17 protein-coding genes are annotated in these 25,613 nt (G+C 40.3%); all 17 read left to right on the top strand.

The genetic code is table 11. The features are described 5' to 3' along the window. Window positions 1-14: 14 nt before the first annotated feature. The 17 genes from BMZ41_RS09400 (at window position 15) to BMZ41_RS09320 (ending at window position 25,587) form a co-directional block, all read left to right on the top strand. Window positions 15-2,420, top strand: a complete 2,406-nt coding sequence (locus BMZ41_RS09400; protein WP_090528966.1) for an ATP-dependent DNA helicase — start codon at window positions 15-17, stop codon at window positions 2,418-2,420. A 144-nt stretch (window positions 2,421-2,564) separates the two neighbouring features. After that, window positions 2,565-6,365, top strand: a complete 3,801-nt coding sequence (locus BMZ41_RS09395; protein WP_090528963.1) for a phosphoribosylformylglycinamidine synthase — start codon at window positions 2,565-2,567, stop codon at window positions 6,363-6,365. Between the two features lie 71 nt (window positions 6,366-6,436). Further along, a complete protein-coding gene (locus BMZ41_RS09390) occupies window positions 6,437-7,507 on the top strand; it encodes a carbamoyl phosphate synthase small subunit (protein WP_090167656.1) in 1,071 nt (356 codons plus the stop codon). After that, complete coding sequence (carB, locus tag BMZ41_RS09385; RefSeq protein WP_090528960.1) at window positions 7,507-10,707, top strand: carbamoyl-phosphate synthase large subunit; 3,201 nt, start codon at window positions 7,507-7,509, stop codon at window positions 10,705-10,707. The genes BMZ41_RS09390 and carB overlap by 1 nt, the downstream gene beginning before the upstream one ends. A gap of 71 nt (window positions 10,708-10,778) precedes the next feature. Then, a complete protein-coding gene (locus BMZ41_RS09380) occupies window positions 10,779-11,669 on the top strand; it encodes a DUF362 domain-containing protein (protein ID WP_090528957.1) in 891 nt (296 codons plus the stop codon). Window positions 11,670-11,757: 88 nt separating this feature from the next. After that, entirely contained in the window at window positions 11,758-12,456 is a 699-nt protein-coding gene (gene cobI / locus BMZ41_RS09375; protein ID WP_090167649.1) for a precorrin-2 C(20)-methyltransferase, read from the top strand. A gap of 3 nt (window positions 12,457-12,459) precedes the next feature. Further along, on the top strand, window positions 12,460-12,942 hold the full coding sequence (locus tag BMZ41_RS09370) for a hypothetical protein (RefSeq protein WP_090528954.1): 483 nt from the start codon (window positions 12,460-12,462) through the stop codon (window positions 12,940-12,942). Between the two features lie 77 nt (window positions 12,943-13,019). Further along, a complete protein-coding gene (locus tag BMZ41_RS09365) occupies window positions 13,020-13,379 on the top strand; it encodes a CidA/LrgA family protein (protein WP_072911878.1) in 360 nt (119 codons plus the stop codon). Further along, on the top strand, window positions 13,379-14,071 hold the full coding sequence (locus BMZ41_RS09360) for an LrgB family protein (RefSeq protein WP_090528951.1): 693 nt from the start codon (window positions 13,379-13,381) through the stop codon (window positions 14,069-14,071). The genes BMZ41_RS09365 and BMZ41_RS09360 overlap by 1 nt, the downstream gene beginning before the upstream one ends. A gap of 85 nt (window positions 14,072-14,156) precedes the next feature. After that, entirely contained in the window at window positions 14,157-14,465 is a 309-nt protein-coding gene (locus tag BMZ41_RS09355; protein ID WP_408633786.1) for a nucleotidyltransferase family protein, read from the top strand. Beyond that, on the top strand, window positions 14,446-14,850 hold the full coding sequence (locus BMZ41_RS09350; RefSeq protein WP_090167643.1) for an HI0074 family nucleotidyltransferase substrate-binding subunit: 405 nt from the start codon (window positions 14,446-14,448) through the stop codon (window positions 14,848-14,850). Before BMZ41_RS09355 ends, BMZ41_RS09350 begins: the two co-directional genes overlap by 20 nt. A gap of 155 nt (window positions 14,851-15,005) precedes the next feature. Further along, window positions 15,006-16,295: a glycoside hydrolase family 27 protein gene (locus tag BMZ41_RS09345; RefSeq protein ID WP_090528948.1), complete on the top strand. Its 1,290-nt coding sequence runs from the start codon at window positions 15,006-15,008 to the stop codon at window positions 16,293-16,295. 1 nt (window position 16,296) lies between these two features. Then, window positions 16,297-17,052 (top strand): nucleoside/nucleotide kinase family protein, encoded by a 756-nt coding sequence (locus BMZ41_RS09340; RefSeq protein ID WP_242942042.1) that lies wholly within the window; start codon window positions 16,297-16,299, stop codon window positions 17,050-17,052. A gap of 12 nt (window positions 17,053-17,064) precedes the next feature. After that, window positions 17,065-17,886 carry a TrmH family RNA methyltransferase gene (locus tag BMZ41_RS09335; protein ID WP_090167638.1) on the top strand — a complete coding sequence of 274 codons (822 nt, stop codon included), beginning with the start codon at window positions 17,065-17,067 and terminating at the stop codon, window positions 17,884-17,886. 11 nt (window positions 17,887-17,897) lie between these two features. Continuing rightward, complete coding sequence (locus tag BMZ41_RS09330; protein WP_090167636.1) at window positions 17,898-20,357, top strand: amidohydrolase family protein; 2,460 nt, start codon at window positions 17,898-17,900, stop codon at window positions 20,355-20,357. A 122-nt stretch (window positions 20,358-20,479) separates the two neighbouring features. After that, complete coding sequence (locus tag BMZ41_RS09325; RefSeq protein WP_090528945.1) at window positions 20,480-22,519, top strand: methyl-accepting chemotaxis protein; 2,040 nt, start codon at window positions 20,480-20,482, stop codon at window positions 22,517-22,519. A 158-nt stretch (window positions 22,520-22,677) separates the two neighbouring features. Beyond that, complete coding sequence (locus tag BMZ41_RS09320) at window positions 22,678-25,587, top strand: glycosyl hydrolase 115 family protein (protein WP_090528941.1); 2,910 nt, start codon at window positions 22,678-22,680, stop codon at window positions 25,585-25,587. Window positions 25,588-25,613 lie beyond the last annotated feature (26 nt).

Raw genomic sequence — 25,613 nt, 5'->3', positions numbered from 1 at the left:
AAATAAGGAATTATATGAAGGTTGCACGATTAGTTACTCCAGATGGAGAGAAAGCACAAATAAATATCTCTGTAAGAAACCTTGTGGAGTTTTTGCTTAGAGAGGGAGATATAGATGACCGTAAAGGTTCTGTTGATCCTTTCGAGGCGATGCAGGAAGGTAGTAGGATTCATAGAAAGATTCAAAGCTCTATGGGTCCTTTTTATCGTGCAGAGGTTCCTTTGAAATATCAGGTTGAATATGATGATTACATCATTGGGCTTGAGGGAAGAGCCGATGGTGTAGTTTTGGATATGGATGAGGATGGCACAGTCTGGTCAGCTACCGTTGATGAGATAAAGGGAATGTACATGGATGTTATGAACTTTGAAAAGCCAGTCCTTGTACATGAGGCTCAGGCCAAGTGCTATGCCTATATGATTGCAAATGAGTATAGTCTACCAGAAATCGATGTGCAGATGACCTATGTCAGTCTGGAGACGGAGGAGATAAAGCGATTTAATCAGACCTATTCCTTTGATGAAATAGAAGAATGGTTTCTTACTATTATAAATATATTTAGGAAGTGGGCTGATTTTCAATATTATCACAAGCAGGAGCTTTTGGATTCTGTTCAAGGGCTTCAGTTCCCTTATGAATATCGTGATGGACAGAAGAAGCTTGTGTCTGATGTTTACCGCAGTATATATAGAAGAAAAATTTTATTTATGCAGGCGCCTACGGGTACAGGCAAAACTATTGCAAATGTTTTCCCTGCTGTTATGGCCTTAGGACAGAATCTTGCTGAGAGAGTTTTTTATCTCACAGCAAAGACCGCTACAGCTTTGGCGGCACGAGATGCCTATAGCCTTCTTGTACAAAAGGGGTATGAGGGAAGGACTATTATGCTTACAGCAAAGGAGAAGATGTGTCTTTGCGATGAAGCAGATTGCAATCCTGATAACTGCCCATACGCCAGAGGTCATTTTGACAGGGTAAATGATGTTATCTACGAAATCATTACCAAGGAAACAGTCATTACAAGAGACGTGGTTTTGGGCTATGCAGAGGAATATGTTGTTTGTCCTTTTGAATTGGCTCTTGATGTTAGTACCTGGTGTGAGGGAATCATCTGCGATTACAACTATGTCTTTGACCCTAATGTATATCTGAAGCGATTCTTTGCAGAAGGAAAATCTGGCGAGCACATTTTCCTTATAGATGAGGCTCACAACATGGTAGACCGTGCCAGAGAAATGTATTCAGAGACTCTTATAAAAGAAGAGATTCTTTCTATTAAAAGATATGCAAAGCCAGTCAGCAAAAAGCTGGTGAACGCTCTCGAAAAGTGCAACAGGATTATGCTTGAGTACAAAAGGATGTGCGACAGGGACATCACCGTTTTAGAGGATATAGATATGCTGCTTAATGCCTGCGATAATTTGCAGATGATTTTGGAGCAGCTCTTCAAAAAAGAAGTAAAGTTTGGAATCTATCAGGACGAGGTTTTGGATTTCTATTTTAGACTTCGCAATTTCACGGCTCTTGCTTATCAGCAGGATGCTGATCACTACAGGATATATTGTGATTTTGATGATGATAAGAATTTCAATCTTCACTTATATTGCATCGACCCATCGGAGCAGCTTCAGCAAAGACTTAATATGGCAAGAGCCACTGTTTATTTCAGCGCAACCCTTTTGCCAATAGATTACTACAAGGATTTGCTCTGCAATATAAGTGACGTATATGCGATATATGTTGATTCAGTTTTTGACCAGCAAAATAGAATATTGCTTCTTGGAACAGATGTTACCAGCAAGTACACCAGACGTGGTGAAGATGAATATCTTAAGTTTGCCAGATACATTCACACTATCGTAAATGCGAAGCAAGGTAACTACATGGTCTTTGGACCTTCCTATAAATTCTTGGAAGACATTCATGAAAAGTATCAGTCCCTGGGTGCAGATGTAGAAATCATTATCCAGCAGCAGAACATGACTGAGCAGGAGCGCGAGGACTTCTTATCAGAATTCGAAAAGAAAAGGGACAAATCACTGGTGGCCTTTTGTACCCTTGGAGGAATCTTCTCGGAGGGAGTAGATCTTGTTGGAGGCAAGCTTATTGGTTCTATTATTCTTGGAGCAGGATTACCTCAGGTTGGAAATGAGCGAAAGCTTATGTCTGATTTCTTTGATGACGAGGGAAAGAACGGATTCGAATATGCATATTTGTATCCTGGAATGAATAAAGTAATACAGGCGGCAGGCCGACTGATTCGTACAAAAGATGATGTTGGTGTAATTGCACTATTGGATGAGCGATTCCGCTTTGGAAGCTATAGAAAAACATTTCCACGAGAGTGGAATGATGCTGAATTTACCACGGTTGATGAGGTTTCGTTAAAATTAACAAATTTCTGGAATAAAAAAGACTAAAATATTATTAGGAGTTGTGAATTTTTTGTGTTATACTCTTTTTAACTGTGAGGCTACCTGCTATTTTTACTAGTTTTTTTAGCCCAAATTTCATAGCAGGAGTCTTGTCTCACAGATTTCAAGTTAATAATACGGAGGTGTAATGTGGGCAAAGTAAGAAGAGTTTACGTTGAGAAGAAACCACAATTTGCAGTATCTGCCAAGTCACTGTTTTCCGAAATAGGAAGTTACTTAGGCATCAAGGATGTTACAGGAGTTAGAGTTCTGATTCGTTATGACGTTCAGGATGTATCTGACGACGTTTTCAAGAAAGCAGTTAAGACGGTGTTTTCTGAGCCTCCTGTTGATGATGTTTACGAAGAGACATTTGATTATAATGGTCGTGTCTTCTCTGTTGAGTTTTTGCCAGGTCAGTTCGACCAGCGTGCCGATTCTGCTGAGCAGTGTCTTAAGCTCTTAAATGAAAATGAAGAGCCTACTATCCACACAGCGACTACCTATGTTATTGAGGGTAGCATTACTGACGACGAATTCGATGCTATCAAAAAGCATTGTATTAATCCTGTTGATTCTAGAGAGACTTCTCTTGATAAGCCAGAGTCTCTTTCTAATAATTTCGATGAACCAGCCGACGTCAATACCTTTGACGGTTTCACTTCTATGGCTGAAAAAGATTTACGCACTTTATATGATTCCTTAAATCTTGCTATGACATTTAAGGATTTCCTTCACATTCAGAACTATTTTTCCAATGACGAACATAGAGATCCAACTGTTACGGAAATCAGGGTATTAGATACTTACTGGTCTGATCACTGTAGACATACTACTTTCTCTACAGAACTTAAGAACGTTACTATCGAGGATGGCTATTACAAGGCTCCTATCCAGGATACTTTTAATGACTACCTTGATAATTTCAAGATTCTCTACAAGGATAGAGATGATAAATTCGTATGCCTTATGGACCTTGCACTCCTTGCAATGAAGCGTCTTAAGGCTGATGGTAAGCTTGAGGATCAGGAAGAGTCTGATGAGATTAACGCTTGCTCAATTGTTGTTCCTATCAACGTAGATGGAACAGAAGAAGAGTGGCTTATCAACTTCAAGAATGAGACACACAATCATCCTACAGAAATCGAGCCATTCGGTGGTGCTGCTACATGTCTTGGTGGTGCAATCCGTGATCCACTTTCAGGCCGTACTTATGTATACCAGGCTATGCGTGTTACAGGTGCCGCTGACCCTACAGTTTCTGTAAAGGATACTATCGAAGGAAAGCTTCCACAGAAGAAGCTTGTTCGTGAGGCAGCTCACGGTTACAGCTCATATGGTAACCAGATTGGTCTTGCTACAGGTTATGTAAAAGAAATTTATCATCCAGACTATGTTGCAAAGCGTATGGAGATTGGTGCTGTTATGGGTGCTGCACCAAGACGTGCTGTTCAGCGTCTCAATTCTGATCCAGGAGATAAGATTATCCTCCTTGGTGGACGTACAGGTCGTGATGGTATCGGTGGTGCTACTGGTTCTTCAAAGGCACACAATACAGAGTCTACAGCAGTTTGTGGTGCTGAGGTTCAGAAGGGTAATCCACCTACAGAAAGAAAGATTCAGAGACTTTTTAGAAGAGAAGAAGTTTCATATATCATTAAGAAGTGTAACGACTTTGGTGCAGGTGGTGTATCTGTTGCTATCGGAGAGCTTGCTCCAGGTCTTACTGTTGATTTGGATAAGGTTCCAAAGAAGTACGCAGGTCTTGATGGAACTGAGCTTGCTATTTCTGAGTCTCAGGAGCGTATGGCAGTTGTTGTTGCTCCAGCAGATGTAAATAAGTTCCTTCAGTATGCAGCTGAGGAAAACTTAGAGGCTATTGAGGTTGCAGTTGTTACTAAGGAGCCACGTCTTGTACTTAACTGGAGAGGTAAGGAGATTGTTAATCTTTCTCGTGCCTTCCTTGATACAAACGGTGCTCATCAGGAGACAGATGTTTATGTAGAGCTACCTGACAGCAATGATAAGTACATCGATAAGATTGGTATCGAGAAGGTTGCAGATGATGTTGCAAAGGGCGACTTCAAGGCAGCATGGCTTGATTCACTTGCTGATCTTAACGAGTGTTCACAGAAGGGTCTTGTTGAAATGTTCGATGGTTCAATCGGTGCAGGCTCAACACTTATGCCTTTCGGTGGAAAGTATCAGCTTACAGAGACACAGGCTATGGTAGCTAAGGTTCCAGTAGCTGACGGCAAGACAGATGCAGTTACAATGATGGCATATGGCTTCAATCCATATGTAAGCTCATGGTCACCATTCCACGGTTCACAGCTTGCAGTTTTAGAGTCTGTAGCTCGTATCGTTGCAACTGGTGGTGATTACAAGAAGATTAGATTTACATTCCAGGAGTACTTCCGCAGAATGAGCGAGGATCCAAAGAGATGGAGCCAGCCATTCGCAGCACTTCTTGGTGCATATAAGGCACAGATGGAATTCGGACTTCCTTCAATCGGTGGTAAGGATTCTATGTCAGGAACATTCAATGAAATCGATGTTCCTCCAACACTTGTTTCTTTCGCAGTAGATGTTGCAAAGGAGCAGGACATTGTCACAACAGAGCTTAAGGAAGCTGGAGATAAGCTCTTCCTTCTTAGAATTCTTCGTGACAATTACGATCAGCCAAACTACCAGCAGGCTAAGGCAATCTTCGAGGTAGTAAGACAGATGGTTGAGCTTGGAAATATCAAGGCAGCTTATGCACTTGATGCTTATGGACTTGTACCTGCTGTATCAAAGATGGCATTTGGTAACAAGCTTGGTGTTAAGCTTGCAGATGCATGTCAGTCAGTATTACTCTTTGGCTGTGTCATCGGCGATATCGTAGTAGAAGTTTCAGAGGATGGCGCACTTGCTATTATCAACGAGCTTGAAAAGCGAGGCCTTACAGATTGTGGCTTCGAGGTAGGTGAAGTTACTGATGATGCTACATTCACATATAAGGATGTAAAGATTCCTGTAGATGAGGCAATAGCAGCATGGACAGGCACACTTGAGAAGGTATTCAAGACACGTAGTCACGAGGATACATCTCTTGTAGACACAGGTCTTTACGAGGAAAAGAACTTCTATATTTGCAAGAATAAGATTGCAAAGCCTAGAGTATTTATTCCAGTATTCCCAGGTACAAACTGTGAGTACGATTCAGCAAGAGCATTTGAAAATGCTGGTGCTATTACAAACGTAAAGGTATTCAAGAACCAGACAGCAGAGGATATCAGAGAATCAGTTGACGAGTTCTCAAGAGCAATCGCTCAGTCACAGATTGTTATGTTCCCAGGCGGTTTCTCAGCAGGTGATGAGCCAGAGGGTTCTGCTAAGTTCTTCGCTACCGCATTTAGAAATGAAAAGATGAAGGAAGCTATCCACGGACTTCTTAACAACAGAGATGGTCTTATGCTTGGTATCTGTAATGGTTTCCAGGCACTTATCAAGCTTGGTCTTGTCCCTTATGGCGAGATTCACACACAGAAAGAGGATGCTCCTACACTTACATACAACACAATCGGACGTCATATTTCAAAAATCGCATATACGAAGGTAGTCAGCAACAAGTCACCATGGCTTGCAGGCGCTCACCTTGGTGAGACATATTGTTCTCCAGCTTCTCATGGTGAGGGACGTTTCGTTGCATCAGAAGAGTGGATTAAGAAGCTCTTCGAGAACGGACAGGTTGCTACACAGTACGTTGATGAAAACGGAAATCCTACAATGGATGAAGAGTGGAACATCAATGGAAGCTACTGCGCTATCGAGGGTATTACCAGCCCTGATGGACGTGTATACGGTAAGATGTGTCATGCAGAGCGTAGAGGTGACGGCGTAGCTCTTAACATCTACGGCAATCAGGATATGAAGCTCTTTGAAGCGGGCGTAGATTACTTCAGATAAAACGTAAATCCAAGGTATGGAACCATACCTTGGATTTTTATAAAAATCAAAAAGGGTAGAAAAGGAGTAAGATGAAAGCATTTTTAATTTTGGAAGATGGTACAGTTTTTGAGGGAACAAGTATTGGTTCCACAAGAGAAGTTGTCAGCGAGATAGTATTCAATACTTCGATGACAGGTTACCTTGAGGTTCTCACAGATCCTTCTTATGCGGGGCAGGCAGTTTGCATGACTTATCCATTGATTGGAAACTATGGAATCACACCAGATATGGAAAGTAGCAGACCATGGCCAGATGGATTTATTGTTAGAGAGCTTAGCCGTATTCCTTCAAACTTCCGTTGCGAAGGTACCATTCAGGATTTCTTAGTTAAGCATGATATTCCAGGTATTGCTGGTATCGATACAAGAGCCCTTACAAAGATTCTTCGTGAAAAGGGCACAATGAACGGAATGATTACCACAAATGAGAATTACAATTTTGAGGAAATCAAGCCAAGACTGGAAGCTTATGCTACAGGTGATGTGGTAACAAAGGTTACATGTGACACAAGTTCAGTGTTAAAGGGCGCAGGAAAGAGAGTTGCACTTTTAGATTTTGGTGCAAAGAAGAATATTGCAAAGTCTCTTAATGACAGAGGCTGTGAGGTTACAATTTACCCTGCTCACACAAAGGCAGAAAAGATCCTTTCATCTAATCCAGACGGAATTATGCTTTCAAACGGCCCTGGAGATCCAAAGGATTGCGGACCTATTATAGATGAGATTAAAAAGCTTTATGATAGCGATGTTCCAATCTTTGCCATCTGCCTTGGACATCAGCTTATGGCACTTGCAACAGGTGCTGATACTCACAAGATGAAGTACGGTCACAGAGGTGGAAATCATCCTGTAAAGGATCTTGAGACTGGAAGAGTGTACATTTCATCTCAGAATCACGGCTACGTGGTAGATGTAGACAAGCTTGATCCAAAGGTTGCTACACCAGCCTTCGTAAATGTTAACGACGGCACCAACGAAGGACTTAAATATACTGGAAAGAACATCTTCACTGTTCAGTTCCATCCTGAGGCATGCCCAGGACCACAGGACAGCGGATACTTGTTTGATAGATTTATTAATATGATGGGAGGAGAGCAGTAATGCCAAAGAGAAGTGACATTAAGAAAGTAATGGTGATTGGCTCTGGTCCTATCGTCATCGGACAGGCAGCTGAGTTCGACTATGCTGGAACTCAGGCTTGCCGTTCACTTAAGGAAGAGGGCATGGAGGTATGCTTGGTAAACTCAAACCCAGCTACCATCATGACAGATAAGGAAATTGCAGATCAGGTTTATATCGAGCCTCTTACTGTAGATGTTTTAAAGCAGATTATTATCAAGGAGAAGCCAGATTCACTTCTACCAACACTTGGTGGACAGGCTGGACTTAACCTTGGTATGGAGCTTGCTGAGTCAGGTTTCCTTGAGGAGCAGGGTGTTAAGCTTATTGGTACAACAGCCGAGACAATCTTCAGAGCTGAGGACAGACAGGCTTTCAAGGATACAATGGAAAAGCTTGGCGAGCCAGTGGCAGCTTCACTTGTAGTTAATACAGTAGAAGACGGTATCAAGTTTACAAACACAATTGGCTACCCAGTAGTTTTAAGACCAGCATATACACTTGGTGGTTCAGGCGGTGGTATCGCTCACAATCAGGCAGAGCTCGTTGAGATTCTTACAAACGGTCTTCGTCTTTCACGTGTACACGAGGTACTTGTAGAAAGATGTATCGCAGGCTGGAAGGAAATCGAGTATGAGGTTATGCGAGATGCAGCAGGAAACTGCATCACAGTTTGTAACATGGAAAACATCGACCCAGTTGGTGTACATACAGGTGACTCAATCGTAGTTGCTCCTTCACAGACACTTGGCGACAAGGAGTATCAGATGCTTCGTACCTCTGCACTTCGTATTATCGATGAGCTTGGTATCACAGGTGGATGTAATGTACAGTATGCTCTTCATCCAGAGAGCTTTGAGTACTGCGTAATCGAGGTTAATCCACGAGTATCCCGTTCATCAGCCCTTGCTTCAAAGGCAACAGGTTACCCAATCGCAAAGGTTGCAGCTAAGATTGCCCTTGGCTATACACTTGATGAGATTCCAAACGCCATAACAAAGAAGACCTTCGCCAGTTTTGAGCCTATGCTTGATTACTGCGTAGTTAAGATTCCACGTCTTCCATTTGATAAGTTCATTACAGCTACAAGAAAGCTTACAACTCAGATGAAGGCTACCGGTGAGGTTATGTCTATCTGCAACAACTTCGAGGGTGCCCTTATGAAGGCCATCCGTTCACTGGAGCAGCATGTAGATTCACTTATGAGCTACGACTTCTGTGATATGACTGACGAGGAGCTTGCAGAGGCGCTTACAGTTGTAGACGACAGAAGAATCTACTGCATCGCAGAGGCACTTCGCCGCGGTGTTAGCTACGAGAAGATTCATGAAATCACAAAGATTGATGTTTGGTTTATAGATAAGATTAAGATTCTCGTTGAGATGGAGCAGCGCCTTGCAAACGAGGAGCTTACAGTAGAGCTTCTTAAGGAAGCAAAGAGAATCGAGTTCCCAGATAACGTAATTGCGGAACTCAATGGAAAGATTACAGAGGAGCAGGTTCGCAAGATGCGTTACGACAACGGCATCGTTGCAGCTTACAAGATGGTTGATACCTGTGCAGCAGAGTTTGATGCCATGACTCCTTACTACTACAGCGTATATGGAAGCGAGAACGAGGCAGTTCAGACAACAGGTCGCAAGAAGGTACTTGTTCTTGGTTCAGGTCCTATACGTATCGGTCAGGGTGTTGAGTTCGACTACTGTTCAGTTCATGCTACCTGGGCATTTGCAAAGGAAGGCTGGGAGACAGTTATCGTAAACAATAACCCAGAGACAGTTTCAACAGACTTTGATATTGCTGACAAGCTTTACTTCGAGCCGCTTACAAACGAGGATGTAGAATCAATCGTAAATCTTGAGAAGCCTGATGGAGCTATCGTACAGTTCGGTGGACAGACAGCTATCAAGCTTACAGAACACCTTATGAAAATCGGTGTGCCAATCCTCGGTACAAAAGCAGAGGATGTTGATGCAGCAGAGGATAGAGAGCTCTTCGATGAGATTCTTGAAAAGACACAGATTCCTCGTGCAGCAGGTGGAACAGTATTTACAGCTGAGGAAGCAAAGGAAGTTGCAAACAGACTTGGTTATCCAGTACTTGTTCGTCCATCATACGTACTTGGTGGTCAGGGTATGCAGATTGCCTTCAACGATGAAGAAATCGAGAAGTTCATGGATATCATCAACCAGATTGCTCAGGATCACCCAATCCTTGTAGATAAATATTTACAGGGTAAGGAGATTGAGGTCGATGCTATCTGCGATGGTGAGAACATCCTGATTCCTGGTATCATGGAGCATATCGAGCGTACTGGTATCCACTCAGGTGATAGTATCTCAGTATATCCTGCTCACACAATCAGCCAGGATATAAAAGATAAGATTGTAGATTACATAGAGCGACTTGCAAAGGCACTTCACGTACTTGGTATGATTAACATCCAGTTCATCGCCATGGATGGAGAGGTTTATGTAATCGAGGTTAACCCTCGAAGCTCACGTACAGTTCCTTACATCAGTAAGGTTACAGGTATTCCAATCGTTGACCTTGCAGCAAAGGCAATTCTTGGTCACAAGATTACTGATATGGGCTATGAGCCAGGACTTCAGCCAGAAGCAGATTACATTGCAATTAAGATGCCAGTATTCTCCTTCGAGAAGCTTCGTGGTGCAGAGATTTCCCTTGGACCTGAGATGAAGTCTACTGGTGAGTGTTTAGGTATCGCTAAGACCTTCGAGGAAGCTCTTTACAAGGCATTCCTTGGTGCGGGAGTTGTTCTTCCAAAGCACAAGCAGATGATTATCACTGTAAAGGATGCTGATAAACCAGAGGCACTTGAGGTAGCAAAGAGATTTGAAAAGCTTGGTTACACAATCTACGCTACACGTTCTACTGCAAAGTACTTACAGGAGGGTGGCGTTGAGGCTCGCTGGGTAAACAAGATTACTCAGGAATCTCCAAACGTAATGGACCTTATCCTTGGACATAAGATTGACCTTGTTATCGACACACCTACTCAGGGACACGGTGACAAGACAAGAGATGGCTTCCTCATCAGAAGAAATGCTATCGAGACAGGTATCAACTGTATCACAGCAATGGATACCGCAGTGGCTCTTGCAACTTCACTTGAAAGTGCTACAACAGAGTACACACTTGTTGATGTAGCAAAGATATAAAATGCTTTTGAAATAATGACCTTTGATGCTATATAATGACAATAGTTTAGATAAATTATAGGAGGGGATATATGGCATCAAAGGTTTATTTTATCAAGGATGTTACAGCTGAGGCTGTAGTAAAAATGTACGACAAACTTGGTGTTACGTTACCAGGTAAGGTTGCTGTAAAGGTTCACTCAGGGGAAGAGGGCAATCAGAATTATTTAAAACCAGCCTTCTGGAAGTCTATGGTGGAGCATGTAAATGGCACAATTGTAGAGTGTAATACAGCTTACGAAGGTGAAAGAAACTACACTGATAAGCACATTAAGCTGTTAAAGCGACATGGCTGGAATGACCTGTTTGATGTGGATTTAATGGATGCTGAAGGGCCAGATATCGAAATTCCTATCAAAAATGGTACTCATCTTAAGGCAGATATAATGGGAAAGAATTTCCTCAATTACGACTCTATGTTAGTACTTTCTCATTTTAAGGGACATCCAATGGGTGGATATGGCGGAGCACTAAAGCAGCTTTCTATAGGCTGTGCTTCCTGTGCAGGAAAGGTCCGCATTCATTCTGCAGGCAAATATGACAAAGCCAGCGAACAGGATGTTGTATGGACAGATTTACCAGAGCAGGATGCATTTCTTGAGAGCATGGCTGAGGCAGCATCTGCAGTAGTAGACCACTTTGGTAAAAATATTGCATTTATTAATGTAATGGCAAATATGTCTGTAGATTGTGACTGCTGTGCTGTTGCAGAGGACCCTTGCCTTAAGGATATTGGAATACTTGCCAGCTTAGACCCTGTAGCAATTGATAGAGCATGTCTCGACCTGGTTTACGCCTCAAAGGATGTTGGAAGAGACCACTTCCTAGAGCGTGTAACTTCTAGAAATGGCGAGCATACTCCTGAAACAGCAGCTAAACTTGGAGTAGGTAGTCTTGAATACGAATTAATAGAACTAATCTAGTGATTCTTTATATTCTACGCCCCATTATATGATAATATATTGAAGTAATAATATAGATTAGAATAGGGGGAGAATTAAGGAGTATCCTATGGCGGGAATATTGTATGGAATAGGTGTAGGACCAGGTGATCCTGAGATGCTTACTCTTAGAGCAGTAAGGGCAATAAAAGAGGCGGATGTTATTTGTCTTCCAAAGGCAGATAAGTATGAGTGCCGTGCTTTTCAGATAGCACTTCCTGCGGTGCCAGAACTTAAATATAAAAAGACCATAAGCTATGATTTTGAGATGACAAGGGATGAAGAGGCTCTTGCTAAAATGCATGCAGAATTTTATGAGAAGTACAGACAGCTTATTATGGATGGCTACAACCTTGCGTTTCTTACCATTGGAGACCCCACAGTTTATTCAACATTTGGTTATATAATGAAGCTTGCAAAGAAGGATTGCATAGAAGTAGAGATTATTAATGGTATCACTTCTTTCTGTGGGTCTGCTGCAGCAGCAGGAATTCTTCTTAGCGAGAGAGATGAAAACATTCATATTATTTCTGGTCAGGGAAATCTGGAGGAAGAATTAAAGCTTTCAGGCACAAAAATAATTATGAAAAGCGGGCGTAATATTAGCGAGATTAAAGAGCGCCTTTTGCAGCTGGAACAGGCTGATAAAATATCCGTATATGCGGTAATTGACTGTGGCATGGAGACAGAGCAGATATTTAATGGCGCAATGATGATTCCGGATGATTCTAAATATATGATGACAATCATTATTAAGGATAAGGTGTAAAAATTGAAGGAATTCAATAAGGCTCTAGGCAATTTCATAAATGATGCGGCAGCAGGTGGTGCAGTTCGTCATTTGGCTGATTTGGGATATTCCATCAGCAAAATAGCGGAGGAAATCAATTATCCTATTTCAAAGGAAAGAATTGCCCAGTACATGTGGGAGCATTATCTCAACATAGGTAAGATTTCTTTAGAGAAGCCAAAGCCTGTCCATGAAAAAGCATCCTTTGTAAAGGAACAGGATGAATTTGGGCGAATAAGCTTTAGAAGAGTTACTGAAACTGTTGATAATGCTGATAAAGAGTATGTTCAATGTGAATTTGGTAAAGAGCTTTACAAGAATACAGAAGACTTTAAGGCATTTCTTGAAAGGCTAGAACCAGGGGACAGAGAGTATATTACTCTTATGCCATGGCCACTTACAACTGTATATCATGAGCTTGATGAGAGAATGAAGCGGATAGTACTTGAAAAAGGACAATCATAAAAAAAATAAGTAGTATAATTAAGCAGGGGCTAGGGAGGATAATCTTTAGCCCTAATTTTTTTTGAAGAGGTAGAGCAATGAAGTTTTTAAAACAGTTTTTGATAATTTTAGCGATTTCACTGATTGGTGAAATTCTTAAAAGTGTTTTGCCATTCCCTATTCCAGCAAGTATCTATGGAATGGTGCTTATGTTTATTTTATTACTTACAGGTGTAATTAAGCTTGAGCAGGTTAGAGATGCAGGTAAATTTCTGATTGAAATCATGCCTGTTATGTTTATTCCAGCAGGAGTAGGTCTCATGTCTTCATGGAGCGTTCTCCAGCCGGTACTTTTGCCAGTTTCAGTTATTACCGTAATTACGATATTTACTGTTATGGCATCAACTGGAATTGTTTCCCAGTTCATTATCAAAAAGAGTAAGGGGGAGACAAAGTAATGAGTGAATTTATGCAGACCAGTGCCTATGCAGGTGTTACCATCAGTCTTGTGGCTTACGGCTTAGGCGCAGCGTTAAAGAAAAAATTTGGATTTGGATTATTTAATCCACTTCTTATTTCAATAGTAGTTACAATCCTTTTCCTTGTAGGAGGTCATATTGATTACGAGACCTACAATGAAGGAGCAAAGTATCTTAGCTGGTTTTTAACTCCAGCCACAGTTTGTCTTGCTATTCCTCTTTATGAGGAGTGGGAGTTACTTAAGAACAATGCAAAGGCTGTCATCTTAGGGGTTACTTCAGGTGTTATCACAAGCCTTGTTACAGTATTTGTCCTTTCAAAGCTTATGGGACTTGATCACGAAAACTACGTTACCCTTCTTCCTAAGTCTATCACTACAGCCATCGGAATGGGTGTATCTGAGGAGCTTGGTGGATATGTTACTATCACAGTTGCAGTTATTGTTATTACAGGCGTTCTTGGAAATATTATGGGCGAGTTTATCTGTAAGCTTTTCAGAATTCACGAGCCTATTTCAAAGGGACTTGCATTTGGAACTGCAGCCCATGCCATTGGAACAGCAAAGGCTATGGAGATTGGTGACGTTGAAGGAGCTATGAGCTCTCTGTCAATCGCAGTAGCTGGTATACTAACTGTTCTACTTGCCTCTGTATTTGCAGGATTAATATAAATAATTCTGATTATACTGCTTTTTCTACAAAAAGAAGTAATATTGTAAGTTGACATGGAATTAGTATTAAAATAATAGTAAAATATTGTGGGAGGATTCAGAGATGACTAAACGAAATATTATGTCCGCTGAGGAAATAGTAGAGCGTGTAACAGCTATAGCCCACAAGTATAATGTTAAGAGATTAGATTTATTTGGTTCATTTGCAAGAGGAACACAGACAGAAACAAGTGATATAGATTTTATTATATATGGTTGTGAAGATATAAATGCTTTCGAAGAGGAAGTTGAAAATATTCCTACACTCCGTAAAATAGATATATTCAATTATGATGAAGTGTGTAGCGAATACTTAAGAGAGGATATGGACAAATATGGAAAGCAAATATTTTAATAGATACCAGAGTTTGTGTAAAAGCCTAGCTAATTTAAGAATGTCCAGAGGTCAGGATAAAGATGCTCCATTTGTTCTACCAGCTACAGTCCAGAATTTCAATCTTACGTTTGATTTATCCTGGAAGGTAATGAAAGAGCTTGTAACACAGGAATTTGGTTTAACTGATTTTGCTTCAGGCTCACCAAGGGAGACACTTAAGTCTGCATTTTCTGTTGGACTAATAAATGATGACAGATGGATGGATATGTTAAGAGTCAGAAATACATTAGCACATGATTATGATGGCCAGGTTGCTCTTAGGTATTATGATGATATAATTGGAGATTATTATGTGCTTATAGAATCTCTGGTTATGGACATCGAAAAATACTATAAGGAATAAAATGGGAACTCTAGTAATACCTAGAGTTCCATTGTTTAATAGAAAGGATATACTTTAAGTCATATTTAATTAAAGATACAACAAGAAAAGAGAGAGAACAGATTGTAAGGGTTTTACAGTTAACTAGTTTTTGACACTTGAAGGAGAAGGACGTTATGAACAAAAATGAATTCGCAATCACACCACCAATGGGTTGGAACAGCTATGACTACTACGACACCACTGTTAATGAAGAGCAGGTAAAGGCCAATGCCGACTACATGGCAAAGCACTTAAAGAAGTTTGGCTATGAATATATCGTGGTAGATATTGAGTGGTATTCAAATGATGCCGGTACCAGAAGAAGCGAGCATCAGTACATTCCATTTGGAGATGATGAGCTGGATGAGTATGGTAGATTCATTCCTAGTCCAGTAAGATTCCCATCATCAAAGAACGGTGCAGGTTTTAAGCCATTGGCGGACTACTGTCACAGCCTTGGATTGAAGTTTGGTATACACATTATGCGTGGCATTCCAAGGGCTGCAGCAGAGCGTCATCTTCCTGTTTTTGGAACAGATGTGACAGCAGCTGATATTGCAGATCCAGGTAGTATCTGTGGATGGAATCCTGATATGTATGGCGTGAGAAACGTAATGGAAGGTCAGGCTTACTACGATTCCCTTATTCAGATGTATGCTGATTGGGGCGTGGATTTCATTAAGTGTGATGATATTTGTGATTCATGGATGTACAGGGATGAGCACTTCAGCGGCTGGCATGAGACAAGAATGCTTCATGAGGCCATTATGAAGACAGGCAGAAATATAGTTCTTAGCCTTTCACCAGGACCAGCTCATATTGATAAGGCTTTCCATTATTGTGACAACGCAAACATGTGGCGCATCACTGACGATTTCTGGGATAAGTGGGAGCTTCTTAAGAACATGTTCTGGCGTTGTGAAATGTGGCAGGATCATGTGAAGGCAGGTTGCTTTCCAGATTGTGATATGCTTCCAGTAGGAACTGTAGGTGCAGGCTTTGGCGAAGAGAGACTTTCAAATTTCAATTATGATGAGCTTATGACAATGATGACTCTATGGTCTATGTTCCGTTCACCACTTATGATTGGTGGCGAGCTTACCAAGATGACTGATGGAGATTTATCAGTGCTTGTTAATGAAGATTTACTGGAGCTCATGAAGGATGGCTGGAAGGCAGCTCAGGTATATCGCGATGACAGATATGCTATCTGGAAATCTCAGAATAAAGCTCTTGAGAAAACCGTATTTGCGGTATTTAATCTATCTGATGAGTACAAAGAGTTTGAGATTGATCTGAATACTATTTTTGACGACAGCAAAGAGATTTATCACTTTAAGGAGATTTGGTCAAAGTCCCACATAGAGTCAGGAGACACCTTAAAGGTTACAATCCCACCACATGGTGTAAAGGCATTTAAATAAGATGATTGATTACAACGTAAATATAAATGGACTCGATGTAAAAGCAAACTACAGTGAAGAGGCTGTAAATAATATTTTTATCCCTCTCCTTAAGAAGCTGAGTCAGTTGCAGCAGGAAAAGGGAAGAAGAATACTTGTGATGCTTGCAGCTCCTCCTGGGGCTGGTAAAAGCACACTTGTTAGTTTCTTAGAAAAACTTTCAGAGGAGACTGCTGGAGTAAAGGCTATTCAGACTATCGGAATGGATGGTTTCCACCGTAGACAAGAATACTTAACCAGTCACACCACAGTAAGAGATGGTGAAGTTATCCCTATGGTAAAGATTAAGGGAGCTCCTGAAACATTCGATTTAGAACTGTTTACGGAGCAGATTAAAAAGTGTCTTAGTGAAAAGGAATGTGGCTGGCCTGTTTATGACAGGACTCTCCACAATCCAGTGGATAACGTAATTACGATAACTAAGGATATTGTTATTTTAGAGGGGAATTATCTCCTTCTAAAGGAGGCAAGCTGGGACAAGCTAAAAGACTTTGCAGATTACACTATCTCTGTTACAGCGGATGAGAACCTGCTTAGAGATAGGCTTATTGCCAGAAAGGCCCTCAGCGGTAATTCTATAGAAAATGCTACTGCTTTTGTGGATTACAGTGATATGGTTAATGTAAAGACCTGCCTTACAAAATCAGCAAAAGCAGATTTAACACTAAAAGTATTAGGTACCTCTGACGGAAGCTGTGATTATGAGGTCGTGAAATAAAAGGATAATCTAATGGAAGTAATTAGAATTGAAGATATAAATGACGAGAGAGTAGAGCTGTTTACCAAATATAATGAGGCGCAGCTCTATCATTATTTTGAACCAAATGGTGGAGTGTTTATAGCAGAGACACCTGAGGTAATAAAGAGAGCTCTGAACAGAGGGGCAGAACCGCTAGCTTTTTTGGTGGAAGAAAAGGCTTTTGAAACTGAAGTTGTGCAACAACTTTTTGAAAATATTGACGATAGCGTGAAAATCTTTGTAGCACCTTTAAAGGTGATTAACAATATCACAGGCTTCAATCTTACAAGAGGTGTCTTGGCAGCCTGCAGAAGACCAGTCCTTCCTGAACCGGCGGAGCTTTTGTCACAGACAAAGAGAGTGGCGATACTTGAGGATGTTATGAATCCAACAAACGTGGGAGCAATTTTCCGTTCTGCTGCAGCCCTAGGCGTGGAAGCAGTATTTCTCACCCATCCAAGCGCAGATCCTTTCTACAGAAGAGCTGCCAGAGTCTCTATGGGAACAGTGTTCCAGGTACCTTGGACGTACTTTTATAAGGATTCAGATTATATTGAGTCTTTACATCAGGCCGGATTTAAGGTAGTATCCATGGCATTAAAAGAAAATGCTATCCCACTTTCGGCCCCAGAATTGAAGGAGCAGGAGAAGCTTGCCATCATTTTTGGAACAGAAAGTACAGGAATAAAAGACGACACAATTGCGAAATCAGATTATGTTACAATAATCCCAATGTACAACGAGGTGGATTCACTTAATGTGGCAGCAGCCAGTGCCGTAACCTTCTGGGAGCTTTGCAGTAAAAAAATATAGAGGTATTTAGTATGACATATTTCACATGTTTCTTTCTTGATAAGGAAAAGGATATTATTGTAAATCTTTATAAGGATTTGGATAGGATGCTGTATATCCTTAAGACTCCTAATCATGGAACGGGAAATCTGATTAGAAATATAGCGAAGACCTGTCATTTGGAGCTTACCAAGGATGAGGATGGAATGCTTATTATTAAGGGCGAGATTCCATGCTTCATCGATGGCAATAATAAGGAGAGCTATATCTTTAGTCTTAATGACATGGAAATTGCCAGCATCAGCCCTGATGGAACAGTAGAGGTGAAGGCTACTATCCCAGCTATTGCAAAGACTCTTATGAGCCAAACAAAGGATTTTGATTTACCAGTTGGTAAGACTATTTTCAAAACCTTTATAAGAAGAGACTATAAATTCAGAGCAGATTTACATACTCACATGAACGGAAATCTTACAGGAGATGTATTGATTGCGCTTGGTATATCACATCAGATTAGATACCCACTCTATTATGTAAAGAAGCTGGATTTAAAGCTTACGGATGTACAGTGGGCAAAAGCCTTGGAGCAGCGTGAGAAGGTAGCAAGACAGTTTGTATCCTCAGGTCTTCAGGGAAAATACCTTGATAGAAGAATCGATGATAATACCTTTATTAATTTTGCAGATCTGATTCTTAATAATCTGGATAATGCAGAGGATAATATAGTAAAGATTCGTGGCTCTTTGGCTGTTATAAAAGACGGTCAGGCCGTATTTACGAATTTGGAAAAGGTATACCTTTATAGATATGTATTCTGTAAGGGTGTGGAAAGCGAAGACTTAATCAGTCTTTCAAAGGTGGAGATGATTCCTGATGAGGATGTAAAGAATACTCTTCAACAGATGCTTCGTGATAAGGAAAATCCAGTATATTACAATAATACAATTTTCCAGGATAAGCTTCTTTGGATTGCAAGAGGCTATAAGAAGCAGGGGACATATTATGCCGAGATAAGTGATACCACACTGGTTAAGAAATATGAATCTCTTGAAATGCTTCGTCAGGTTCATGAAGTCATGCCAAGCATTTATAAGGAGACTGGTGTAATGATTCGTTTCCTTGCAGCTATGAGACGAATTCCTCTTACAATTATCAAGGATGCAGTTACACCTGAGAATTATCTTGAACAGAACCTTGAGGTGCTTAAGGCTACAGCCCTTGATCCATATGTGGCTGGATGTGATTTCGTAGGTGAAGAGATAAATGATATTATCGAGTTAAAGCCTGCCTTTAAAGAGATTGTAAAGATTGCAGCAAACGATCCAAGCTTTGTCATTCGTGTTCATGCAGGTGAAAATGACAGTCAGAAGGATAACATTGCCCATTCAATTGCATGTGTAAAGGAATCTCTTGCCAAGGGACAGCCTATGCCTAAGATGAGATTAGGTCATGGTCTTTACACTTATAGTTTGAATAGCAAAAAGGGAAAAGAGGCTTTAAAGGAGCTAAAAGAGAATAACGTTGTTCTTGAATTCCAGATTACAAGTAATGTTAGATTGAATAATTTGAATTCCCTTGATAAGCATCCATTGAAGCAGTATTTAAAGCAGGGCATTCGATGTGTTCAGGGAACAGACGGTGCAGCTCTTTATGGAACAGATGCAATAGAAGAAGAGCTTTCCTTAGAGAAGATGCTTGGTCTTTCTGATGCAGAGCTTAAGCTTATGAGAGAGGCTGAGGCTACTATCATAGAAGAGGGCCAAAAGGCGTACTCAGATAAGAAGGCAGCCTTTGCCAAGCTACTTGGAGACCGACCTTTAGAGGATGTGCTTCTGGAGAAGATGCAGACTGTAAAGATTTCTGGAAAGAAAGCGAAAGGCGAGGTTCTCTTAGATGCAAATACAGAATTAAAGGAGCAGATTTCCGAGATTACATGGGACAGATTCCCTGTAGTACTTTTGGGAGGAAGCTTTAATACAGAGAGTCGTTCAACAAAGCTTAGCGCAAATGCTACAAAGCAGATTGATGAGCTGATGGAGTTATTAAATCCAGAGGAAGTATGTTTCGTTATCGGTCACAAGCTTGCAGGATATGAAAAATACCTTATTGAACATAATGACAAGGGATTTAGAATCTATTCCTTTGTACCTGCTGTTATCACAAAGCGTGAGGCAGACAGAATCAAAAAGTCTGGTGTAAAGGTAAGAGTTTCTACTGAGTCACAGGGTATGGGAATATATAAGAGTTTTAACTATGAGATTTTTGAACGCCGTCCATCTATCGTGGTAGCTTTTGATGGAAACAGTGCAGCCACAAATCTTATTCAGGAGGCAAAGAATGGTAAAGGTAAATCAGCCATCTTTGTCTGGGCAAATTCAAAGAATCTTATGCAGAAGGCAAAGTCACTTCATGGATATGTATATTCTTTTGATAGTGATAATAAGCTGGTCGATACTATTAAAGAACTTCAAAGTACCATTGAGCAGAAATAAACTATCAGAATATTCTGTGAATATATCGAAAAAAGTGTGAAAAAAATAAATCGAACCTCAATTAGTTGTAGAATGCTTAATGACGTAATGTGTCCACTAATTACTATTGGGGGTAGATAAATATGGCTAAGAAGGCAAAAAAGACGAAACGAGTTAAGAAGAGTATCGGTGCTTCATTAATGATTCGTTTAGTACCTATTATTTTGATAGGTACTGTAGGTATCATTCTGTTTATTTCTTTTAATGCACGAAGTATTATTACCGAAATTGCAATGATGGATTTGCAGGCAGAGGGTAATGATAATGCACAGATACTTGGTAGTGGCTTTAAGATGTTGACTGCAAAATTTGGTGAGTATTGTGACACTATGGAACAGCTTCCTATGGAAGACCATAATACATATTTAAAGTACTGTGAACCATCAGTTAACTATCAGCCTGTTCCAAACTCTGGTATTTATGTTGGATTCTCGGATAACTCATATTTCTTTGCAAATGGAACTATACAGGATGCTTCATGGAAGCCAACTGAACGCGGTTGGTATGCTTTGGGAAAAGATAATCAGACATTCGTAGCCACAGAGCCTTATATTGATTCAGGTTCAGGTGAAATGTGCGTTACATATGTTAGAGCAGTTGATTTCTATAATGGTGAATTTGGTGTTGCTGGAGTTGATGTTTTCTTAACACAGCTTCAAGATGAAGTCTCTCAGCTTACTCCTATGAAAACTGGTGGCTCAGTTATTCTTGATAAAGAATATATTGTTTCTTATTTCGAAACAGATAAGAATGGTATGAAAATAGAAGAGTCTGGAAGCCAGTTCTTAATAGATTGTAAGAATTATATAGATAGTGGTTCTACAGAGGTTATTAAGATTAATCAGCCAACAACAGGAATTGATTATTATGTAAGTGCTGCAGCAATTCCTGGTACACCATGGACACTAATTTCTTCTGTTTCAGTAGATGATGTAATGAAGGAAGCAAATAGCTTTATGAGCATTTCGTTGTTTGTAATGGTATTGCTTATACTCCTTATAGTAATCGTAATTCAACTTACAGTTAGCCGAATAATTACTAAGCCTGTAAATAGCCTTTCAGATAGTATTTTAAAGATTTCAGATGGTGATTTTACTGCAAAAATGCCAAGGGATAGAGGCGATGAAATTGGTCTTATCAGTAATGAGATGACTCGTTTCGTTCAAATAATGAACGGAGCCATTAGTTCAATTCAAGGTAAGGCTGAGCAGCTTCAGGAGGATTCGGAAACCTCTAAGAGTGCATCTGGAAAGATGAGTTCTGAGGCATCGGATCAGTCTACATCTATGGGGCAGATTCAGGAGACCATGGATGATATTACAAATGCAGTTGGCGAACTTGCTGAGAATGCAACGAGTCTTGCTCAAGCGGTTTCTGATTTAACAGATAACGGTAATTCTACTAACACTGTAATGCTTGATTTGGTAGAGCAGGCAAAGATTGGACAGGAAGACATGTCAGCTGTTCAGCAAAACATGGGACGTATTACGGAATCCATGGGTGAGATGAATGAGGTTGTTACAACCGTTGGTGAGTCAGCTAAGCAGATTACTGATATTGTACAAATGATTGATTCTATAGCTGAGCAGACAAATCTTCTTTCACTTAATGCTTCTATTGAAGCTGCCCGTGCTGGTGAGGCTGGTAAGGGCTTTGCAGTTGTTGCTGATGAAATTGGAAAGCTTGCCCAGAATTCACAGGATGCTGCTAAGGAAATTGGAGATATTATTAAGCAGATTACAGGTCTTATCTCTGACCTCGCAGAAAAGTCACAGCGTAATACAGATTCCATTAATGAAAGTGGTGAGGCAGTAGAAAAAGCCGGAACAAGCTTCAATAAGATTTATGATGATTTGAATCAGGCAGCTGAAACTATGGCGCGAATGATTAATATGATGGGTGAGGTAAATGATATAGCTTCATCTGTTGCAGCTATTTCAGAAGAGCAGTCAGCTAGTTCAGAAGAAATTTCAGCTACAATTACTGCCTTAGCTGAAAGTGCAAATCAGATTGCTACTGAGAGCCAAGGTGTAGAAAATGTTGCTAATTCAGTTTCAGATTCAGCACTTGCAATTAATGATGAACTTGCCAAGTTTAAAATTGAGGCAGATTTAACAGAGTAACTCGATTGTAAATAGAATAAAAAAAGTCTACTAAGAGGTGATGGATTTGACCTTCCATCACCTCTTTATTATTTATAATAGGCACTATGAATAAAGTGGTTTTAATATAAAAATCATTGTGTTATACTAGTATACAAGTTTGGAGTAGGAGAGACATCATGGCACGATTTGAATTATTCAAAAATGGAAAAGCAGCACCTATTCTTTTGGAGGATAATGGGGTATTTGGCCTGGAGAAAATGACTGGTATATTCTCAAAGGATATTAAGAGAGTTACCGGTGTTTCTTCAAGGGTAGTAAAAGAACTTCCAAAGGACGAGTTCGTTATATACGTGGGCGTTTGTGAGAGCAAGACAGTAGCTGAAAAGTTTGCTGATAATATCGACCTTTCAAAGCTTAAAGGAAAAAGAGAGGTTTACGGTATTTACCTCTTAGAGGATGTTATTAATCCAGGACAGAAAATCCTTGCAGTTATTGGTAGTGACAAGCGAGGCACTATCTATGGAATGTTTAATATTTCTGAAAAAATGGGTGTATCACCATGGTACTACTGGGCTGATGCAAAGGTGAAAAGATTAAGTCAGGTTGTATTTGACGAAAGCATCTGCAAGGTTTCAAAGGAACCTTCTGTAAGATATAGAGGCTTTTTTATTAATGATGAGCAGCCATGCTTTGGTAATTGGGCAAGGGAAAAATTTGGAAGTATCAGACCATGTCCTGAATTATATGAGAAGATTTTTGAACTTCTTCTTCGACTTAAGGGAAATTATCTGTGGCCTGCAATGTGGCGTTCTGATTTTACCTTAGATCATATCGAAAACGCTCAGCTTGCCAATGAGATGGGTGTAATCATGGGCGCATCTCACCATGAGCCATGCTGTCGTTCGGGACAGGAGTTCCAGACCTTAAGACGCGACAATCCTCAGTACGGAACAGACTGGAGCTTCCTCTCAAATGCGGAGGGAATTACAGAATTCTGGAAAGATGGTCTTATCAGAAATAAGGATTTTGAGAATCTTATCACAATTGGTATGCGTGGAGAAAACGATTCTTACCTTATGCCAGAGGATGCCACTCTTGAGGACAATATAAATGTTTTGAAAAAGGCAATCACCAAGCAGAAGGAGCTTATCGCTAAGTACGCTCCATCTGAGCATCCACAGCTTCTTGCAATTTACAAAGAGGTAGAGGACTATTACTTTGGTGATGAAAAGACAAAGGGACTGAAGGATTGGGAGGTTCTTGATAATGACATCATGATGCTTTGCGATGACAATTTCGCAAACGTTCGTACCCTTCCAGATGAGGAACTAAGAAAGAAGCCAGGCGGCTTTGGAATGTATTATCATTTCGATTATTTTGGTGAGCCGGTTTCTTATCTTTGGATAAATTCATCTCCACTTACAAAGGTGTGGGAGCAGATGACCATGGCTTATGACTATGGTATCCGTTCTGCATGGATTGTTAATGTTGGAGATATCAAAAATCAGGAGCTTCCACTTAGCTACTTTATCGATTTGGCTTACGATTTTGATAAGTGGGGAACAAAAGCTATCAATAAGACTGATGAGTATACCTTACAGTTTTTCAATAAGCTTGGCTTTACAGGCGAGGTAGCTGAACAGGCAGCAGAGCTTGCAACGGAGTACACAAAATGGAATGGAAGAAGAAGACCAGAGGCTCTTCATCATGATCATTATCATCCAGTTCATGAAAATGAGGCACGCCGTGTGTTGAATCGTATTTACGAAGCAACAGAAAAGGCTGATGATTTGTTTGAAAAAGTAAAGGGATCTGATTTAGAGGAGTGCTTCTTCCAGGAGGTATATTATCCTGTAAACGCAGTTGCTGAAATTAATAAGATGCAAATCTATAGCGGCTTAAATGAGCTTTATGCTAAACAGCATAAGACTAAGGCTAATGAATATGCAAAAATGATTACAGAGTGCATTGAAAGGGAAAGAAGCCTTACCGAGGAATTCCATACTAGAAACAATGGCAAATGGAATCATATGCAGTCGGTTTATCATATTGGATTTACTCATTGGAATGATGAGCAGTGTCAGCTTCCATTGAGTCATTATGTAAATCCTGTAAAGGCTTCTCGACTTATTGTTAGTGTTGCGGATCAGACAGATTATACATGGGCACATAGATGGACCCGACATGTACTTAATATGCCACTTTGTTTCGAATCACATTGTATAGGCGAATTTGAAGTTGCAAATGGTGGCCTTAGCACCCTTGAATATCATATTGATTGGGAGGGTGACTGGATAGAAATAATAGATGTTTCTACCGGTGAAACTCTTAGAAAGAATGAAGCTGGCAGTACCGAAGTTTCAAATAATTTCAAGGTTAAAATCTTAAAGGATAAGTGGGATAAGAACCCAGAGGCTATGATTCGTATTTACGTAGATAATGGAGAAGTAGTAGCAGATGAGTCTGAGAACTGTACAAGTATCCCAATGGTAGAGATTTTAGTTCAGGCTAGCACGCTTGATTTATCTAACGTCAAAGAGAAATGCTTCCTCGAAGCAAATGGAGCTATTTCTATAGAGGCTGCTCATTTTGCAGAAAGCAAAGCTTCAAAGCTTGCAAAATATAAAGAGATAAAGGATTTTGGTCGTACCTTAAGTGGTATGAAGGCTTACCCTCAGAATATCAGATTTGATAAAGAGGATGAGGCACCAGCACTTACATATAAGGTTTTTGCTGCAAGTGAAGGTGAGTATACCTGTCAGATTTATGCTGCAGCATCTAATCCTGTAGTTTACCATGGCAAGCTTTCTGTTGGTGTGTCAGCTAATGGCGCTAAGAGAACTGCTGTAAATACAATTCCAGATAAAGGGTTTGACCCATGGAAGTCTGCCAGCTGGAGAGTAGGTGTTCTTGATAATATTCATATTGGAGAGTGCAAGCTTGCTCTTAAGAAAGGCCTTAATGAAATAACACTTACAGCAATTGATCCAGCTGTAGTAATAGAAAAAATAGTTCTTTGGAACCCTGAAAACCAGGTGCGAGAGTCTTATCTTGGACCAAAAGAAAGCAAATGTTTTTCAGTGTAACAGAAACTAATGATGAGGTTCAAGTT

It is taken from the genome of Pseudobutyrivibrio sp. UC1225 (assembly GCF_900115215.1).
Classification (GTDB): domain Bacteria; phylum Bacillota; class Clostridia; order Lachnospirales; family Lachnospiraceae; genus Pseudobutyrivibrio.
Note: the sequence above shows the minus strand (reverse complement) of the source record. Positions and strands in the feature narration are given on the sequence as shown.

Excerpts from the sequence above, each read along its gene's own strand:
- BMZ41_RS09340 (WP_242942042.1), top strand. The coding sequence starts at position 16,297 with ATGATTGATTACAACGTAAATATAAATGGACTCGATGTAAAAGCAAAC.
- BMZ41_RS09380 (WP_090528957.1), top strand. The coding sequence starts at position 10,779 with ATGGCATCAAAGGTTTATTTTATCAAGGATGTTACAGCTGAGGCTGTA.
- carB (WP_090528960.1), top strand. The coding sequence starts at position 7,507 with ATGCCAAAGAGAAGTGACATTAAGAAAGTAATGGTGATTGGCTCTGGT.
- BMZ41_RS09320 (WP_090528941.1), top strand. The coding sequence starts at position 22,678 with ATGGCACGATTTGAATTATTCAAAAATGGAAAAGCAGCACCTATTCTT.
- BMZ41_RS09360 (WP_090528951.1), top strand. The coding sequence starts at position 13,379 with ATGAGTGAATTTATGCAGACCAGTGCCTATGCAGGTGTTACCATCAGT.
- BMZ41_RS09350 (WP_090167643.1), top strand. The coding sequence starts at position 14,446 with ATGGAAAGCAAATATTTTAATAGATACCAGAGTTTGTGTAAAAGCCTA.
- BMZ41_RS09345 (WP_090528948.1), top strand. The coding sequence starts at position 15,006 with ATGAACAAAAATGAATTCGCAATCACACCACCAATGGGTTGGAACAGC.
- BMZ41_RS09390 (WP_090167656.1), top strand. The coding sequence starts at position 6,437 with ATGAAAGCATTTTTAATTTTGGAAGATGGTACAGTTTTTGAGGGAACA.
- BMZ41_RS09335 (WP_090167638.1), top strand. The coding sequence starts at position 17,065 with ATGGAAGTAATTAGAATTGAAGATATAAATGACGAGAGAGTAGAGCTG.
- cobI (WP_090167649.1), top strand. The coding sequence starts at position 11,758 with ATGGCGGGAATATTGTATGGAATAGGTGTAGGACCAGGTGATCCTGAG.
- BMZ41_RS09325 (WP_090528945.1), top strand. The coding sequence starts at position 20,480 with ATGGCTAAGAAGGCAAAAAAGACGAAACGAGTTAAGAAGAGTATCGGT.
- BMZ41_RS09365 (WP_072911878.1), top strand. The coding sequence starts at position 13,020 with ATGAAGTTTTTAAAACAGTTTTTGATAATTTTAGCGATTTCACTGATT.
- BMZ41_RS09400 (WP_090528966.1), top strand. The coding sequence starts at position 15 with ATGAAGGTTGCACGATTAGTTACTCCAGATGGAGAGAAAGCACAAATA.
- BMZ41_RS09330 (WP_090167636.1), top strand. The coding sequence starts at position 17,898 with ATGACATATTTCACATGTTTCTTTCTTGATAAGGAAAAGGATATTATT.